At 62.8% G+C, this 16,316-nt stretch carries 11 protein-coding genes; 6 read left to right on the top strand and 5 right to left on the bottom strand.

What is annotated here, in order from left to right; translation table 11 throughout:
- Nucleotides 1-18 precede the first annotated feature (18 nt).
- A complete protein-coding gene (gene glgX, locus AB4136_RS21065) occupies nucleotides 19-2,028 on the top strand; it encodes a glycogen debranching protein GlgX (protein ID WP_441931567.1) in 2,010 nt (669 codons plus the stop codon).
- Nucleotides 2,025-3,653, top strand: coding sequence for a beta-galactosidase BglA (gene bglA, locus AB4136_RS21060; protein WP_137901054.1), 1,629 nt, complete (start codon nucleotides 2,025-2,027; stop codon nucleotides 3,651-3,653). Before glgX ends, bglA begins: the two co-directional genes overlap by 4 nt.
- A gap of 73 nt (nucleotides 3,654-3,726) precedes the next feature.
- Here bglA and AB4136_RS21055 read toward each other — a convergent pair whose 3' ends face one another.
- Nucleotides 3,727-5,505: a pilus assembly protein TadG-related protein gene (locus AB4136_RS21055; protein ID WP_244431227.1), complete on the bottom strand. Its 1,779-nt coding sequence runs from the start codon at nucleotides 5,503-5,505 to the stop codon at nucleotides 3,727-3,729.
- A complete protein-coding gene (locus AB4136_RS21050) occupies nucleotides 5,505-5,966 on the bottom strand; it encodes a TadE/TadG family type IV pilus assembly protein (protein ID WP_081766933.1) in 462 nt (153 codons plus the stop codon). Before AB4136_RS21050 ends, AB4136_RS21055 begins: the two co-directional genes overlap by 1 nt.
- Before the next feature lie 380 nt (nucleotides 5,967-6,346).
- Here AB4136_RS21050 and AB4136_RS21045 point away from each other — a divergent pair, with 380 nt between their 5' ends.
- The 4 genes from AB4136_RS21045 to AB4136_RS21030 all read left to right on the top strand — a co-directional run bounded on the left by AB4136_RS21045 (nucleotide 6,347) and on the right by AB4136_RS21030 (nucleotide 11,668).
- Nucleotides 6,347-7,939: a peptide ABC transporter substrate-binding protein gene (locus AB4136_RS21045; protein ID WP_024925235.1), complete on the top strand. Its 1,593-nt coding sequence runs from the start codon at nucleotides 6,347-6,349 to the stop codon at nucleotides 7,937-7,939.
- Nucleotides 7,940-8,006: 67 nt separating this feature from the next.
- Nucleotides 8,007-8,930 (top strand): ABC transporter permease subunit, encoded by a 924-nt coding sequence (locus AB4136_RS21040; RefSeq protein ID WP_024925236.1) that lies wholly within the window; start codon nucleotides 8,007-8,009, stop codon nucleotides 8,928-8,930.
- Nucleotides 8,923-10,047 carry an ABC transporter permease gene (locus tag AB4136_RS21035; RefSeq protein ID WP_024925237.1) on the top strand — a complete coding sequence of 375 codons (1,125 nt, stop codon included), beginning with the start codon at nucleotides 8,923-8,925 and terminating at the stop codon, nucleotides 10,045-10,047. The genes AB4136_RS21040 and AB4136_RS21035 overlap by 8 nt, the downstream gene beginning before the upstream one ends.
- Nucleotide 10,048: 1 nt before the next feature.
- On the top strand, nucleotides 10,049-11,668 hold the full coding sequence (locus AB4136_RS21030) for an ABC transporter ATP-binding protein (RefSeq protein WP_024925238.1): 1,620 nt from the start codon (nucleotides 10,049-10,051) through the stop codon (nucleotides 11,666-11,668).
- Between the two features lie 148 nt (nucleotides 11,669-11,816).
- On the opposite strand, the gene AB4136_RS21025 is transcribed toward AB4136_RS21030, so the two are convergent.
- From AB4136_RS21025 to AB4136_RS21015, 3 genes are all read right to left on the bottom strand, one after another.
- Nucleotides 11,817-12,131: a YMGG-like glycine zipper-containing protein gene (locus tag AB4136_RS21025; protein ID WP_024925239.1), complete on the bottom strand. Its 315-nt coding sequence runs from the start codon at nucleotides 12,129-12,131 to the stop codon at nucleotides 11,817-11,819.
- Between the two features lie 139 nt (nucleotides 12,132-12,270).
- Nucleotides 12,271-14,361, bottom strand: a complete 2,091-nt coding sequence (locus tag AB4136_RS21020) for an O-antigen ligase family protein (RefSeq protein WP_024925240.1) — start codon at nucleotides 14,359-14,361, stop codon at nucleotides 12,271-12,273.
- Between the two features lie 432 nt (nucleotides 14,362-14,793).
- Complete coding sequence (locus AB4136_RS21015) at nucleotides 14,794-16,041, bottom strand: site-specific integrase (RefSeq protein ID WP_137901053.1); 1,248 nt, start codon at nucleotides 16,039-16,041, stop codon at nucleotides 14,794-14,796.
- Nucleotides 16,042-16,316 lie beyond the last annotated feature (275 nt).

The raw sequence follows: 16,316 nt of genomic DNA, 5'->3' as shown, positions 1-16,316 counted from the left end.
AGTCGCCGGTGACGATGAATTCGTTCCAGGAGGATCGCCATTCTCGGAGCACGCCCCGACAGATCCGGCACCGAATTCGCGGTCTGGTCAAGCCAGGCCGGCAAGATCGAGCTCTGCCTTTTCGATGCGGATGACCGTGAGACGCAACGCCTGCCGATGGCGCGCGGGGCTGACGATATCTTCCGGCTGCGTGTGAGCGGCATCGGCGAGGGTGCGCGTTACGGCCTGCGCGCCGACGGCGACTATGCGCCGGAACGCGGCCTATGGTTCGATCCTGAAAAGCTGCTGGTCGATCCCTATGCCGTCGAGATCGATCGCCCCTATGTCTACGATGCCAGGCTTGCCGCCCGGCGCGGCGAAGGCGGCGATACCGCGCCGTTGATGCCGAAAGCGGTGGTGCGCGCCTTGTCCGATCCCGTGCCGGCGCGGTCGCCGTTGTTCGAGCCCGGCGGACTGATCTACGAATTGTCGGTTCGCTCCTTCTCCATGCGCCATCCGCATGTGCTGGACGAAGATCGCGGCACGCTGCGCGCAGTCGCCCATCCCACAATCATCGATCATTTGAAGAAGATCGGCGTTTCGGCGGTGGAATTGATGCCGGTGACAGCGAAGATCGACGAGCGCCATTTGCCGCCGCTCGGCCTGACCAATGGCTGGGGCTACAACCCGGTCACCTTCATGGCACTGGACCCGCGCCTGGCGCCGCGGGGGATCGCCGATCTGCGCAGCACGACCAAGGCCCTGCATGGGGCCGGCATCGGCGTCATCCTCGACCTGGTTTTCAACCACACCGGCGAGAGTGACGAGCGCGGCCCGACCCTGTCGCTGCGCGGACTGGACAGCCGCGCCTATTATCGCCATGCGTCCAACGGGCGCCTCGTCAACGAAACAGGCACCGGCAACACGCTGGCCTGCGACCACCCGGCTGCGCGCGATCTGGTGCTGGCCAGCCTGCGCCACTTCGTGCGAAACGCCGGCGTCGACGGCTTTCGCTTCGACCTGGCACCGGTGCTTGGGCGCGACGACAAAGGTTTTGACGCCAACGCGCCGTTGCTCGCCGCCATGCGCGCGGACCCTGTTCTTTCCGACCGTATCCTGATCGCGGAACCCTGGGATATCGGCCCAGGCGGCTATCAGCTCGGCCGGTTCGGTCAACCGTTCCTGGAATGGAACGACAAATACCGCGACGACGTCCGCCGTTTCTGGCGCGGCGATACCGGCATGGTCGGGCGGCTGGCGACGCGGCTGGCCGGCTCTTCGGATGTGTTTCCCGGCACAGTGAGCCGCACGGTCAATTTCATCGCCGCCCATGACGGTATGACGCTGGCCGACCTCGTCAGCTACGAGAAGAAGCACAACGAAGCCAATGGCGAGGCCAATCGCGACGGCCATGACGAGAACCAGTCGTGGAACCATGGCGTCGAAGGCGAGAGCGACGATCCCGGCGTCGTGCAACATCGGGCTGGCGACCAGCGCGCGCTGCTCGCCACCCTGTTTGCCTCGCGCGGCGCCATCATGTTGACCGCAGGCGACGAGTTCGGGCGCAGCCAGCGCGGCAACAACAATGCCTATGCACAGGACAATGCCGTCACCTGGCTGGACTGGGCCGGCCGCGACCACGCGCTGGAAGGCTATGTCGCGGCACTCTCGGCCTTGCGCGGCGCTGTACCCGCACTGCGCGATCCGACCTTGCTCACCGGCCGGCCGCTGAACGGCGATGCATGCGCCGACGTCGAGTGGATGACCGAGACCGGCCAGCCGATGGACGACAGCGCCTGGAACGACCCGCGCCGGCGACGCCTGGCGATGGTTCTGGGCGCGGCGAACGCCGACGGTGGCCGGCTTGCCGTGCTCGTCAATGGCGACCGCCGCGCTTCCACCTTCGTATTGCCGGTGCGTGATGGCTACAGCTGGGTCGACGCGTTGGACCCCGCCGCCGACGCGGAGGCCTGGCGCCGGGTCGAGGGCAGGGCGTTAGTATTCATGAGCGAACGCAAGCGACGGCCAGACAAGGGAGAGGCGAAATGACCACTGCCGGTCATGAATGGTGGCGCGGTTGCGTCATCTACCAGATCTATCCGCGCTCCTTCCAGGACACGACGGGCGACGGCAGCGGCGACCTCAACGGCGCCACGGCGCGTCTCGCCCATGTCGCTTCGCTTGGCGTCGATGCGGTCTGGCTGTCACCCTTCTTCAAGTCGCCGATGGCCGACATGGGCTACGACGTCTCCGACTATCTCGACGTCGACCCGATCTTTGGCACGCTGGCCGATTTCGATGCGCTGGTGGCGGAGGCGCACCGCCTCGGGCTGAAGGTCTTCATCGACCAGGTGCTGTCGCACACTTCCGACAAACACGCCTGGTTCCAAGAGAGCCGCTCCAGCCGCGATAGCGCCAAGTCTGACTGGTATGTCTGGGCCGAGGCCAAGCCGGACGGTTCCGCCCCCAACAACTGGCTTTCCGTGTTCGGCGGCCCGGCCTGGGAATGGGATGCGACGCGGCGGCAATATTACATGCACAATTTCCTGGCCGCCCAGCCCGACCTCAATTTCCATAATCCCGCTGTTCAGGCCGCGCTTCTGGAAACGGTGCGCTTCTGGCTGGAGCGCGGCGTCGATGGCTTCCGCCTCGATACGGTGAACTATTTTGTCCACGACCGCTGGCTGCGCTCCAACCCGCCGCTGGTTGCCAGCCTCGCCGGCACGCTCAACGAGACCAACCCCTATCTCTTCCAGGAGCATCTGTTCGACAAGACGCGGCCGGAGAACCTGGAGTTCCTCAAGCGTTTCCGCGCGTTGATCGACGAATATGGAAACCGCGCCGCGGTCGGCGAGGTGGGCGACGAGGGGCGCTCGCTGCAGACCATGGCGGCCTATACGTCGGGCAACGACCGTCTCAACATGTGCTACACCTTCGACCTTCTGGGCGGTGCCTTCTCGGCCGCGCATGTGCGCGGCTGCGTCGAGGCATTCGAGAAGGCGGCGCCGCAAGGCTGGGCCTGCTGGGCCTTTTCCAATCACGACGTGGTGCGCCATGTCAGTCGCTGGACGCCGCTGGGCGGCGATACTGATATTGTGGCGAAATTCGCGGTCGGCCTCATCGTCTGCCTGCGCGGTTCGATCTGTCTTTATCAGGGCGAAGAACTCGGCCTGCGGGAGGCCGAACTCGCCTTCGAGGATTTGCGCGACCCTTACGGAATCCGCTTCTGGCCGGGCTTCAAGGGGCGCGACGGCTGCCGCACGCCGATGCCGTGGCAGGTGGGCGCCGACAATGCCGGCTTTTCGACCGCGAAACCCTGGCTGCCGGTGCCGGACCAGCATCGCGCCCGTGCCGTCGATGTCCAGGCTGGCGATGATGGCAGCGTGCTGGCCGCCTACCGCGCAGCGCTTGCGCTGCGCCGAGTTCACCCCGCGCTGGTCAGGGGCTCGATCCGTTTCCTCGATGCGGAGGGCGACGTGCTGGCTTTCATGCGCGAAGCGGACGGGCAGCGGCTGCTCTGCCTGTTCAATTTCGGCGGGACGGAGAGCTCGTGGCCACTGCCGGATGGGTTCGAGATCGCCGAGGTGTTCGATCTTTCAGGAGCGCGGGCGACGCTCGGCGATAGCGGGGTCTTGCTGCCGCCACTGGGGACGCTTCTCGGCCGGCTGCGCTAAACAGAAAAGTAGCGGGAGAGCTCTTGCGAGCCTCCCGCCTTCAGCATTTCGGGCAAGGGTGGGGAAAACCTGCCTACAGCACAAGAACCGATTGGCCGCAGGTAGCACCGGTGACGCGGACGTCGGCCTGGCCGAGGCCGATGCCGAGCGACTGAAGCAACCCGGCAAGCAAATTATCCAGCGGAGCGGTGACCGTCTGCAGGATCGGCATCAGAGCCGGTGTGATCGTGTTGGTAATAAGCCCTGTCAGGACGGCGAGATCTAAGCCCGCCACGGTGACGCTCAGGTCAAGATTCCCGAGCAGCGAGGTGGTCGCGGAGTTCGTGAAGTTTGAGGAGGTGACGGTCTTTGGGGCCTTCGACGTTATGTCGGAATTGTTGAACGTCAGCGGCGTCGTAATCGTGTTGCCGATATCGACGTCCGCATAGGCGTTCACAGTTATGAGGCTGAGCTGGAGCAGCAGCAGGTTGATGCTCACATTGACGATGGGAGCTGCACTGAAGCTCTGCGGCTGCGTGAAGTCGGCGAAGCCCGTGCCGCTGGTCTGCGCGATCTTGACGCTGCCAATTCCCGGCCGCGCCGCGATCGAGACCACGCGGCTTGCTGGCAATCCCGTCGGGCAGCTGATGTCGGTGAGCGTGCCCTCGGCATAAGCGAGTTCGACATTGACCGGCAGTGTAATCACCGCCGAGTTCAATTTGACGCCCGCGGCCGGCTGACTGGTGCTGGGAATGACCTGGACGAGCAGTTTCAGCCGCGTCTGGGCGGTGCGTACTACGGAACCCTTCTGCCCGACCCTGAACCAGGGGGCGGATTGCGGCGGCTGGCCGACGGCGACGGAGGCGGTAATGCTGAGCACGCCTGGGATATTGATCGCCGTACCGAGGTCGATCTGCTTGCCGCCGTTTGCGAGGCCGGCAGCGGCGGAGACCATGCCGAGCACGCCGGCATCGACGGTCAGGCCAGCTGGCCGCTGGCCGAGGCCGAGACGACCGACATTGCCGAGATCGACCAATGCATTGAGCGGGATCTTGATGAGATTGGTCGCGCCGGCGGCCATTGTCTGCAGGGCGAGCTGGCTGCGCGAATCCAGTCCGGGCACGCCAGCCAGCGCGCCAAGTATCTGCCCGACCGTCGCCTTGGACGCCAGCACATCCGAATAGCTGACGCCGGTGAGATTGAGCTTGATGGCGAGCTGGTCGAGGAAGGAAAGCACGTTCACGTCGGCGCTGAGCAGCGAATTATAGTCCATCGCGTTCAGCGCGACATTGGTGCCGAGGAAGCCGCCGAGCAGCGCGTTGAGCAAGGGGCTCTTGCTGGTGTCGACCGAAGCGAGCCGCGAGCCGATGGAGAAGGTGGCCTGCGGCGTGGTCGAGGCGATGGCGCTCGCGCCGATCTGCGGTGGTGCCATGAACGCTCCACCGAAATACAGCGTACCGATCTTGCGCATCGACACTGAGACGGCATTGTAAGGCGTCACACCGGCCTGGAACCGCTGACCCAAGGCCGCGGTTGGCGTGTAGCGGCCGCGCACGACGCTGACCACCGGCTTGCCGGCCGTCGGCGTGCCCGAGCCAGCTGCTACCACTGTGGCGCCATTCAACCCATTGTCGCCGAAAGCCGCCAGCACCGCCGCCTCCGCATTGGTGATGTTGGAGCCGGCGGCGATTGCCGCGAGATCGGTCAGCGATTGCGCCGCGCGCCGCTCATTGTAGAGCGAGCCTTCGTCGACGGCCACCGCCATGGCTGCCACCGCCACCGGTGTGCACAAGGCCGCCATGATGGCGATGTTGGCGCCGCGATCGCGCAGGAAACGCCGGCCAAGGGCCGCAAACTCTGCGAGGATGCGCATCATATCCCCCCGACGCGGATCGTTGATTGGCGGGAAATGGTGGTTCCCGGCAATGGCAGGCCGGACAGCAGATTCCAGATCGGCAGGTTGCGCGCGTCATAGCTGACGGTAACGACGAACTGGCTGCCGTCGGCTTTGCTGTCCTGCGCTAGGACCGTGAGCTTGGTGCTGTCCACGAAGGGATAGCCGGCCGCATTGTTGGCAAGGAAGGTGGTGACGAGCGACTGTCGCTCGGTCTGATTGGCCCCGCCTATGGCGGTTCTGGCCGCATCGGCCGCCAGCTGTTGCACCGAATGGCTCGCGCCGAAGTAGATGCCATATGCAACTATTCCGAGTACAAACAGGATGAAGAGTGGCGCAAGAAAAGCAAATTCTACCGCTGACGTGCCTTTGCCATCAACTTTCCATCTCGAAAGTATCGAACGAATTTTTAAAGCTGAAGTTCCTCGTATACTATGCATGCTTTCTCCCGCCTAAAAAAGAAAAGCCTACAAAAGTACGGTGAAATGTAACCGTCGGTTGCTTAATGGCGCATTAATATTTTAGCCGCGTGTCAAGTAATCCGGCGTTGTAGGGGCGCTAAGCCGTTTAATGGTTAGCTACAGGTTACGCTTTTGATTTCATTGGTTTTTCAAAGGCTCTGCACAATATTTGTTTCCGGGTGACGTTGGGGAAGGTTGCGCGGATGTTGAAATAAAAAATCGCGGCGTTAGTGTCTGCCCATCTGCCGCGGAGAGGGAACCGCGGCTCGCCCAAGGGAGAGGCCGGTGAACGGTCAGCGGGCGTCAACACCTCCGCGGGCCCGACAGGAAGCCCGCACGACTAAGGGAGATTTGTTTTCATGCTGAAAAACATGCTGAAGGCGACAGTGTTCGCCACCACCTTCGCTTTGGCTGGCGGCGCCTTCCACGCGGCCGCCTATGCCGAAGTCGTCTATAACCGCGGCAGCGCCGCCGAGCCGGAAACGGTCGATCCGCACAAGACCTCGACCGTCTATGAAGCGCATGTGCTGCGCGACCTGTTCGAAGGCCTGGTCATGCAGGATGCCAAGGCCGGGCTCATTCCGGGCGCCGCCGAAAGCTGGACGGTTTCCGACGACGGCAAGACCTATACGTTCAAGCTGCGCAAGGACGGCGTGTGGTCGGACGGCACCCCGGTAACGTCCGAAGATTTCGTCTATGCCTTCCACCGCCTGGAAGATCCCAAGACCGGCGCTGAATACGCCTCCATGCTCTATCCGGTCGCCAATGCCGAGGAAGTCAACAAGGGCAAGGCCAAGCCGGAGGAAATGGGCGTCAAGGCGATCGATGCCAACACGCTCCAGATCACGCTGAAGGCACCGACCCCGTACTTCCTGGAGATGCTGACCCACCAGGCGACCTACCCGATCAACAAGGCATCGTTCGAAAAGCTGGGCGCCGAGTGGGTGAAGCCGGGCAAGCTGGTTTCCAACGGCGCCTACACGCTGGCCGAATGGGTACCGAACGACCATATCAAGATGGTCAAGAACCCGAAGTTCCATGATGCCGCCAGCGTCAAGATCGATGTGGTCAACTTCATCCCGACCGAGGACCGCTCCTCGGCGATGAAGCGCTTCGAAGCCGGCGAAATGGACAGCTATGACGATCTGCCGACCGAGCAGCTGCCTGACCTGAAGGCGAAGTTCGGCGACCAGATCCGCGTCGCGCCGTATCTCGGCACCTATTATTACGCCATCAAGACCGACAAGAAGCCGTGGGACAATCCGGAACTGCGCAACGCCATCTCGATGGCGATCGACCGCGACTTCCTGGCCGAGAAGGTCTGGAACAACTCCATGTTCCCTGGCTATTCGATGGTCCCGCCCGGCATCAAGGGCTACACGCCGGCGATGGCCAAGTTCGCCGAGATGTCGCAGATCGACCGCGAGGATGCGGCAAAGAAGATCCTGGAGAAGCTGGGCTACAGCCCGAGCAATCCGCTGAAGATGGAAATCCGCTACAACACTTCGGAGAACCACAAGAACACCGCGGTCGCCATTCAGGAACAGCTGAAGCCGCTGGGCGTCGAGGTGACGCTGCTTAACACCGACACCAAGACCCACTACGCCTTCCTCCAGGAGAAGGGCAATTACGACGTCGCCCGCGCTGCCTGGATCGCCGACTATCAGGATCCGGAAACCTTCCTCGGCATCACCCGCAAGGACAGCGGCAACAACTATTCGAGCTACAACAGCCCGAAGTTCGAGGATGCCATGAACAAGGCAGCCGCCGATGGCGGCAAGCCTGAGCTGCGCATGAAGGATCTCGCCGAGGCCGAACGCATCATGATCGACGACGTCGGCCAGATCCCGCTGCTCTACTACAGCTTCCACAACATCGTTTCGCCGAAGCTGCACGGCTTCGAAGACAACGTGATGGACGTTCATCCGTCGCGCTTCATCAGCAAGGACTGACAAGTCCTCCAGAGCCGCCGTCCCTCAAGGGGCGGCGGCTTCCCTTTGCAGGTGAGGTACGGCGGCCATGCTGCTTTATGTGTTCAGGCGGTTGCTGACCGCCATCCCGACGCTATTCGTGATTGTCACGCTGGCGTTTTTCCTGATCAGGGTCGCTCCTGGCGGGCCCTTCAACCAGGAGCGTGGGCTGAACCCCGTGATCCAGGCCAATCTGGAAGCCCAGTTCGGCCTCAATGATCCGCTCTGGAAACAATATCTCAACTATATCAATAATTTGCTGCATGGTAGTTTCGGGCCGAGCTACAATCTGCCCGACTTCACGGTGGGCGAACTCTTCGCCAAGGGCCTGCCGATTTCGATCCAGCTCGGCTCCTCGGCGCTGATCCTGGCGCTGATCCTGGGCTCCATTCTCGGCATCACGGCCGCGCTGAACCAGAACAAGGTCGGCGACTATGCGGTGATCGCGCTGGCCACCGCCGGTTCCACCATCCCTACCTTCGTCATCGCGCCGCTGATCCAGCTAGTCTTCGGGCTGAGTTGGAAGCTGCTGCCGATCGGCGGCTGGGGCGATGGCGCACTCGTCAACAAGATCGGCCCGGTGCTGACGTTGGCGCTGCCGCAGATCGCCATTGTGGCCCGCCTGATGCGCGGCTCGATGATCGAGTCGCTGCGCTCGCACCATATCCGCACCGCCCGCGCGCTCGGCCTTTCCGACTGGTCGGTGGTGGTCAAGCACGCCCTGCGCGGCGCGCTGTTGCCGATCGTCTCTTATGCGGGGCCTGCCGCGGCGGCTCTGCTCACCGGCTCGATCGTCGTCGAGACCATCTTCTCGATCCCGGGTGTCGGCCGTTACTTCGTCGATGCGGCACTGAACCGCGACTACACGCTGGTCATGGGCACGGTGGTGGTGATCGCCATCTTCACCATCATCTTCAACCTCATCGTCGATATTCTTTACGCCGTGGTCGATCCGAGGGTGCGCTATGACTGATATCGCAGCCACCTCCGCCCCGCATGTCGCCGGGCGTTCGCTCTGGGGCGATGCCTGGGCGCGTCTCAAGGCCAACCGCGCGGCCATGTTCAGCCTCTGCTACCTGATCGTAATGGGCGTCGTCTGCATCGCCGGTCCGTGGTTCGTGCCGCACGACTACACCGCCATCTACTCCGACTATGTGCGCACGGCTCCCAGCCTGTCGGCCTATCCGAAGGAGGATATGGTCAAGTCGGCGCTCGGCGACGTCGTCAAGCGCATGCGCGTCGACATCAAGGAGATGAAGCAGGATGGCGACACCCTTGCCGTCACGCTGACCTCGCCGAAGCCGATCGACGAGCGCTATCTGCGCTATCTCGACCGCTCCGACACGTTCGAGGGCGCATCGATCACCAGCAAATCCGCCGACGGCACCGAGATGGTGGTGGCCACCAGGGTGAAGCAGCAATATTTCCTGTTCGGCACCGACAATATCGGCCGCGACTTGCTTTCGCGTACGCTGATGGCCGGACGCATCTCGCTGGCCATCGGCCTGCTCGCCGGCGTCGTTGCCGTCGTCATCGGCGTGCTCTACGGCGCGACCGCCGGTTTTGCCGGCGGCAAGGTCGACGAGGTGATGATGCGCATCGTCGATGTGCTCTATTCCTTGCCGTTCATCTTCTTCGTCATCATGCTGGTGGTGTTTTTCGGGCGCAATTTCGTGCTGATGTTCCTGGCCGTTGGCGCGGTGTTGTGGCTGGACATGGCCCGCATCGTGCGCGGGCAGGCGCTGTCCATCCGCCGGCAGGAATATGTCCAGGCCGCCGAGGCTCTGGGCGTGCGGCAAGGCGGCATTCTGATCCGCCATGTCATCCCCAACCTGCTCGGCCCGGTCGTCATCTACATGACGCTGCTGGTGCCGCAGGTCATCATCCTGGAAAGCTTCCTGTCGTTCCTCGGTCTTGGCGTGCAGGAGCCGATGACGAGCTGGGGCGTGCTCATTTCGGCGGGCGCCAAGAACATCGGCACCGCCAACTGGCTGCTTTTGTTCCCCGCCTTCTTCCTGGTCTCGACGCTGTTCGCGCTGAACTTCGTTGGTGACGGCCTGCGCGATGCGCTCGACCCGAAGGATCGCTGAGATGGCCAACGCGCAAACCGTTCTCGACGTTCGCGACCTCAAGGTCCGCTTCCGCACGCTCGACGGCGCCGTCGAGGCCGTCAAGGGCATCAACATCAACGTCAAGGCCGGCGAGACTGTCGCGGTCGTCGGCGAGTCAGGCTCCGGCAAGAGCCAGACCATGATGGCGGCAATGGGCCTGCTCGCCTCCAATGGCGAGGCGACTGGCGCCGTCGACTACCGCGGCGCCAACCTGCTCGCCATGAAAAAGGGCGAGCTCAACAAGGTGCGCGGTCGCAAGATCAGCATGATCTTCCAGGAGCCGATGACATCGCTCGATCCGCTCTACTCGATCGGCAATCAGCTGATGGAGCCGATCCGCCGCCATCGGGGCCTGAGCGCCGCTGCGGCGCGCGAGGAAGCGCTGAAACTCCTGCGCCTCGTTCATATTCCCGACCCGGAACGGCGGCTGAAATCCTATCCGCACGAAATGTCGGGCGGCCAGCGCCAGCGCGTCATGATTGCGATGGCGCTGGCGAACGATCCCGACATCCTGATCGCCGACGAACCGACGACGGCGCTCGACGTCACCATCCAGGCGCAGATCCTGGTGTTGCTCGCCGAGCTCCAGAAGAAGCTCGGCATGGCCATCGTCTTCATCACGCATGACCTCGGCATCGTGCGGCGTTTCGCTGACCGCGTTTACGTGATGCGCTCGGGCGAGGTGGTGGAAGAGGGCGAGGCGGCCTCGCTGTTCGCCAATCCGCAGCATGCGTACACCAAAATGTTGCTGGCGGCCGAGCCGACTGGACGCAAGGCGCCGCCCGCGCCCGACGCTCCCGTGCTTCTGGAGGGCCGCAAGGTCGAGGTGACGTTCAAGATCGGCGGCGGCTTCCTGGCGGGCGATCCCGTGGTGTTGCGCGCGGTGGACGACATTTCCATTCGCCTGAAACGCAACCAGACCATCGGCATTGTCGGCGAGTCCGGTTCAGGCAAGTCGACGCTGGGCCGCGCCCTCTTGCGACTTCTGCCCAGCGAAGGGCAGATCCGCTTTGGCGGCAATGACATTTCCGGCGCCGACAAACAGGCTATGCGGCCGCTACGCCGCGAACTGCAACTGGTGTTCCAGGACCCGTTCGGCTCGCTGTCGCCGCGCATGACGGTTGGCCAGATCATTACCGAGGGGCTTTTGGTGCACGAGCCGGCGCTGTCGGGCAAGGAGCGCGACAAGCGCGCCGTCGAGGCGCTGAAGGAGGTCGGGCTCGATCCGATCATGCGCAACCGCTATCCGCACGAATTTTCGGGTGGCCAGCGCCAACGCATCGCTATCGCACGCGCCATGATCCTCAAACCCAAGGTGGTGGTGCTGGACGAGCCGACCTCGGCGCTCGACCGGTCGGTGCAGAAGCAGATCGTCGAATTGCTGCGCAAGCTGCAGGCCGACCACGACCTGTCCTATCTGTTCATCAGCCACGACCTGGCGGTGGTGCGCGCCATGGCCGACTACATCATCGTCATGAAACAGGGCAAGATCGTCGAGGAAGGACCGACCGAGGCGATCTTCGATCATCCGGCCGAAAAATACACCCAGACGCTGATGGCCGCCGCGATCGACTCGACGCATTTCAGGGCGAGCGCTTGAACCCCGCTGAAATGGCACCGCCCGCACAACTGGCGGGCGGTGTCTTCATTCCTTGAAAGAATTGCCTCGGACGCCGCCAGGCTTTCCCGGACAGGTTTGGCATTGGTTTGGTCACCGGGCGCCGAAATCGTTGCGCCCGGACAGAACCTCAGTAATCGCCGTTGTAATAGCGATCGTCGCACGGCGCGGTGTAGATGCGGCCGGAACGGTCCTGATAGCGGCACATTTCCTGGCCACGGCGCTGCGGCGTGGTGGACGAACCGACGGCCGCGCCAAGCAGCGCGCCGGCGCCCGCGCCGATCAGCGTGCTCTTGGTGTCGCGGCCGATCGCCTGGCCGACCAGTGCGCCGCCGGCACCGCCGATCAACGCACCGGTACCGGCGCGCTGGCCTTGTTCCGACGTTTCGCAGCCGGCAAGCGCGACTGTCATCAGAATGGCGGCGATAGATGTATGAAGTCGCATTGAAAAATCCTCTCCACATAGCCCCGCTGCTCCCCTGACGGGCCATTGCGGCGGAACGGGGGCAGGGGAATGCGTCGTTACCGGCGGCAACGCAACGTGATCGGCAAGGGTTCTGCGATACAGGCCGAAGCCGGCCCACCTAGAAATAGGTCTTCGGCTCGACCAGGCCCTTTTGCTGGCGAAGATAAAAACAATAGAAGCCGAAGGCGGCGGCAACCCACATGAAGGACTCGCCGATCGCCAGCCGGTTGTTCGAATTGCTGAGGATGGTGATGGCGAAGAAGACCAAGGTCGAGATGAAACACGACCACGCCGCCGGGGCGACGAGCTTGGCGCGCACGGCTAGCACGACCTGCCTGGACGACCAGATGTAGAGAAACGCAAAGAACGCCAATCCGACCACACCGTAGCGCACGGCGATTTCCAGATAACCGTTGTGGAAGATGTCGTGGATGCTGGGATGATAGGTCCTGCTCTCCCATTCGGTGAGCCAGGCCGAACTTGCGCCGAAGATCGGATGACGTTTCCAGACCTCAATCGCATCGGCCCACAACATCAGCCGTTCCTTGGCGCCAAGGGGCGTTGTGTCGCTCGCGATGGCAGCGGAAATCGCCTTGCCCAGGCCTTGGCTGAAAGTATCTGAAACCAAGGTCTTGACGAAGATCATGGTATCGCCTGCGGTGGACCAGAAGAGGTTGTGCGTGGCGACAACGCCGGCTGCCACGACCGCCAGCACGCCAGACCCGACCAGCAATTCGCGGCGATGGCCTCTGGCAAGGGCCATCACTGCCAGTACGAGGAGCGCAAGGGCGACGGCGAGCCAGACGCCTTTCGAGCGCAGCGCGATGATGTTGACGAGGGCAAACAGCAACACAGCCGCCGAAAGTGCCCAGTGCCAAGCCCTGGCGCTGCCGCTCAGGTCCGTTCTTTGCGCTGTATGGGCGATGAACTGCAGTGTGCACAGGAAGATGAAACCAGCGGCCACCGCCGCATGGATGGGGTTGTTGAACAGCCGTGCGTCCGGCTTGATGCCGTGCAGAATGTCCGAGTAGCCCGTGTCGGCAGCCAGGAAGACCAGGCTCAGGATCATGAACCAGAGCACCAGCTGTGCGGGGCGTCGGGCGAACAGCAAGAGAGAGAAACCGGTCGTCGCGTAGAGCAGCGGAAACAGATAGATGCCTTCGGCGCCGCCCAGCTGGCCCGTGCCGAAATAGACGATCGCCAGCCGGATGAAGACATAAAGCGACCAACCCAGGCACAGATAGCCGACACCGCCGATCAGCGGTTTGCTGTAGGTCCAAAGGTCCTGCCTGAACCAGCGAAAAATCGTAGCCCCGGCAAGCGCCAGGCCCGCGACGCGGTAGGTGTCGGCCTCGCGCCATACCGTGGACACCATGGCCAGAATAGCGAGGGACGCAAGCACCAGTATGAAGTTATTGCGCGGCGCGTCGTCTCTGGCGTAGTCCGGCGTTTCGCGCGGCAGCGGCGGCCTCAAGAACGTGTGATGCAGGCGGCTGAGCTGATCCTTGGCCCGGAACGCGGCGGCACCCAATCGGCTCGGCCACGGAAAACGTGCGAATTTGTAGCTGCCCGACGGACCGGCAATGCCGGAGACCGCGCTCGACGCGGCAAAGCGCACGACGTTGCGGCGCACCGTATAGACCCGAAGGCCGGTGTCCCAGAACCGTTCGAGGGCGACGTCCCACGGCATGGTCATCACCGCGAGCTTCGAAAGCAGCCCTTGTGCTCCTTCCCGGGTCACCAGATAGGCGGCGGCTGAACCCTGCGGGCCATGTAGCGCGCGGCCGATCTCGTCGCCTTGCGTCGTCGTGGCGGCGCGCAGGAACAGGCTCATGCGATGGTTGGCGAGTTTGATGACGTCGAAATCCGGCACCGCGGCGATGATGGCTTCGATGCGCGGTTTCGTGTCCTCGCCGAACAGGACATCGTCCTCGACGATCAGGCCATACGGGCTGCCGTCGGCGAGGAACGTTTCCAGCGCCTGGACGTGGCTGCGATAGCAGGCATATTCGCCTGGCAGAATGTCGCGCCCGTTCAAATTCTGCGCGGTTGGAAGATCGATCTCCGTCCAGTCTTTTTGGGCAAGCGTGCGGCCGTCGATTGCAGCGATGCGATGCAAGGTCAGGCCAGCCGCTTCGGCACTGGCATGCAACTCGCTCCAGCGGTTGGCGTCACGGTCGAGGTTAATGGCGAAGATCGGAAGGTTCATTGAAGTCCATTTTCGACTGCGCCACCCCTCTTAGTCGAATCGTCGATCAGACTGGAGGGAAAGAGAGTGGTATTCAAGACGAGACTGTTTCAAACCACACGCAAAGAAGTGGCCCAATTTGCCGCGATTGCGTTAGCATCGTGGCAAAGATTTGACTATCGCCTCGGCGAAGGCGTTTCCGGCGACTGCCGAAGAAGCAGACTCGCTGGCCAATCAGATTCATGGAAAAGGTCGTCAGGGTGCTCTCGGGCGCAACCCTTTGAATTTTCTGGTCGGAGTGGCAGGATTTGAACCTGCGACCCCATCGTCCCGAACACCATTACCCTCCACGGAACCGGCAGTTTTCCGGCCTTTCTCATGTCGCCCAACCATGGATGTTCCCGTTTGTTTCCGGGGTTTCAGGTGGGAAACCGGGCGGGAGCCGGGTGGACCCTATCGCATCCTGACAACATTCGTTGATGCCCGCGCCACCGGTGCCTTAGCGGTGATCCTTGCTGCGGCCTCGGCTTGGAAATCCGGGTGTTGGTGATAATAGGTCGATCGCAGCACCGCTTCCGTCATGCCAAGATAATCGGCGGCCTCTGTCAAGGTTGCCCCATTCTTCATGAGCCAGGTAGCGGCTGTATGGCGCAGCACATGCGGTGTCACGTCGGTGACGAACACCCGCTTCGTTTTCCCCTTCACCTCGCGCATCTCATACCAGCCAAGCCCTGCGATCTCGCAAGCGGCCTTAAACGACTTTTTTACCGATAGGACAGGCTCTCCGTTCCACTCGACGACGTGGTCTTGCGAAATCATCCGGCCAGCGGTCTTGCTCTTGCCGCGCGCTTCGGTACTCACCGTGACAGGTGTTGTCGCCCATCGGCGTATGTGGGTCAGGAGACGGTCGGGGAGGCGGACCGCAGGCTGACGCTTTTTCGTCTCCCGCTCCCCCTGTGCCTTCCGGTAGAAGACGCCTCGGTCGAGATCCACGAAACCGCGTCCCTCTGTAGGGCCCATGGCCGCGCCGCAGATAGCTGCCGATCTGGTGCCCGTGTAGAGCCCCACAAGGATGAAGCGGGCAAGATGCTGTCCCGTGCGACGATCGCTTGCCTTTCCCTTCCATGTCTGCCGCATACGCCACGCAGCCCGGAGGAGCCTTGCCGCTTCCTCGCGTGTCAGCCAGCGAATGCGCGCTTCGGACTTCTCCGGCATGACCACAACCGGGATCGTCGCGACGTAGCCTTCGGCATGGTAATGCTTGATCGCAGCGCGTAGGTCTTCAAGCTGACGACGTGCAGTAGGGACTGACGACGCCTGTTCGACATATGCACGACACAGCTTGCCGTTGATCTGGGAGAGGGTCTTTGTCCCGAAGAAGCCAAGGATGGCTGCCAGACGTGCGGCAGTTTCCTTCGGCTTGGCGTGTGACGGCGCGACCTCTTCAGTGTAGACCGTGACGACGTCGGCTATTTTGACCTGATCGGGGTCACGGTCGCGCCGGCGCGCTGGGATGTGTTTTTCTGCGAGGTAGGCTGCGAGGCGTTTTTCAGCTTCATCACGGTCGCCATAGCCAAGGCCAAGGCTGGATCGCTGTCCTCCGTCCTCAATGAACCATCCAGCTTTGCTACGGAGTGATCCGTCTGCCTTGCGACTTTCCTTGCGCCAGACAAGTCGGGCGCCTTTCGCTGGACGCGGCATCGTTCCCTCATGCGTTCGATCTCGGCAAGGGTGACATACTCCTTGCCGGCGATCATCTCGGTGATCAGGTTGCCCTTATCGCGCTCCTTGCGCAGACCGGCCGCACCCATAGTCCCATCAGGGAATGCGATCTTCGCCGCTACGTCCAGACGTATAGGCGCTTCGTGCGAGACGTTCTCCCCGATTTCCACTGACCTAGGGTGGATGGTCATTTGCCACCTCCGGGGAGGGGTCGGCGCGGACGAGTTTTACGCAGAGACGCTTTCAACTGCCTG

Origin of the sequence: Mesorhizobium sp. 2RAF21, assembly GCF_052115345.1 — a bacterium.
In the GTDB taxonomy this organism is placed as follows: Bacteria; Pseudomonadota; Alphaproteobacteria; order Rhizobiales; family Rhizobiaceae; genus Mesorhizobium; species Mesorhizobium terrae.
This window is presented reverse-complemented; position numbering and strand designations above follow the sequence as displayed.

Bases quoted from the DNA above. Each gene is read 5' to 3' on its own strand.
- bglA (WP_137901054.1), top strand. From the start codon at position 2,025: ATGACCACTGCCGGTCATGAATGGTGGCGCGGTTGCGTCATCTACCAG.
- AB4136_RS21055 (WP_244431227.1), bottom strand. From the start codon at position 5,505: ATGCGCATCCTCGCAGAGTTTGCGGCCCTTGGCCGGCGTTTCCTGCGC.
- AB4136_RS21050 (WP_081766933.1), bottom strand. From the start codon at position 5,966: ATGCATAGTATACGAGGAACTTCAGCTTTAAAAATTCGTTCGATACTT.
- AB4136_RS21045 (WP_024925235.1), top strand. From the start codon at position 6,347: ATGCTGAAAAACATGCTGAAGGCGACAGTGTTCGCCACCACCTTCGCT.
- AB4136_RS21040 (WP_024925236.1), top strand. From the start codon at position 8,007: ATGCTGCTTTATGTGTTCAGGCGGTTGCTGACCGCCATCCCGACGCTA.
- AB4136_RS21035 (WP_024925237.1), top strand. From the start codon at position 8,923: ATGACTGATATCGCAGCCACCTCCGCCCCGCATGTCGCCGGGCGTTCG.
- AB4136_RS21030 (WP_024925238.1), top strand. From the start codon at position 10,049: ATGGCCAACGCGCAAACCGTTCTCGACGTTCGCGACCTCAAGGTCCGC.
- AB4136_RS21025 (WP_024925239.1), bottom strand. From the start codon at position 12,131: ATGCGACTTCATACATCTATCGCCGCCATTCTGATGACAGTCGCGCTT.
- AB4136_RS21020 (WP_024925240.1), bottom strand. From the start codon at position 14,361: ATGAACCTTCCGATCTTCGCCATTAACCTCGACCGTGACGCCAACCGC.
- AB4136_RS21015 (WP_137901053.1), bottom strand. From the start codon at position 16,041: ATGCCGCGTCCAGCGAAAGGCGCCCGACTTGTCTGGCGCAAGGAAAGT.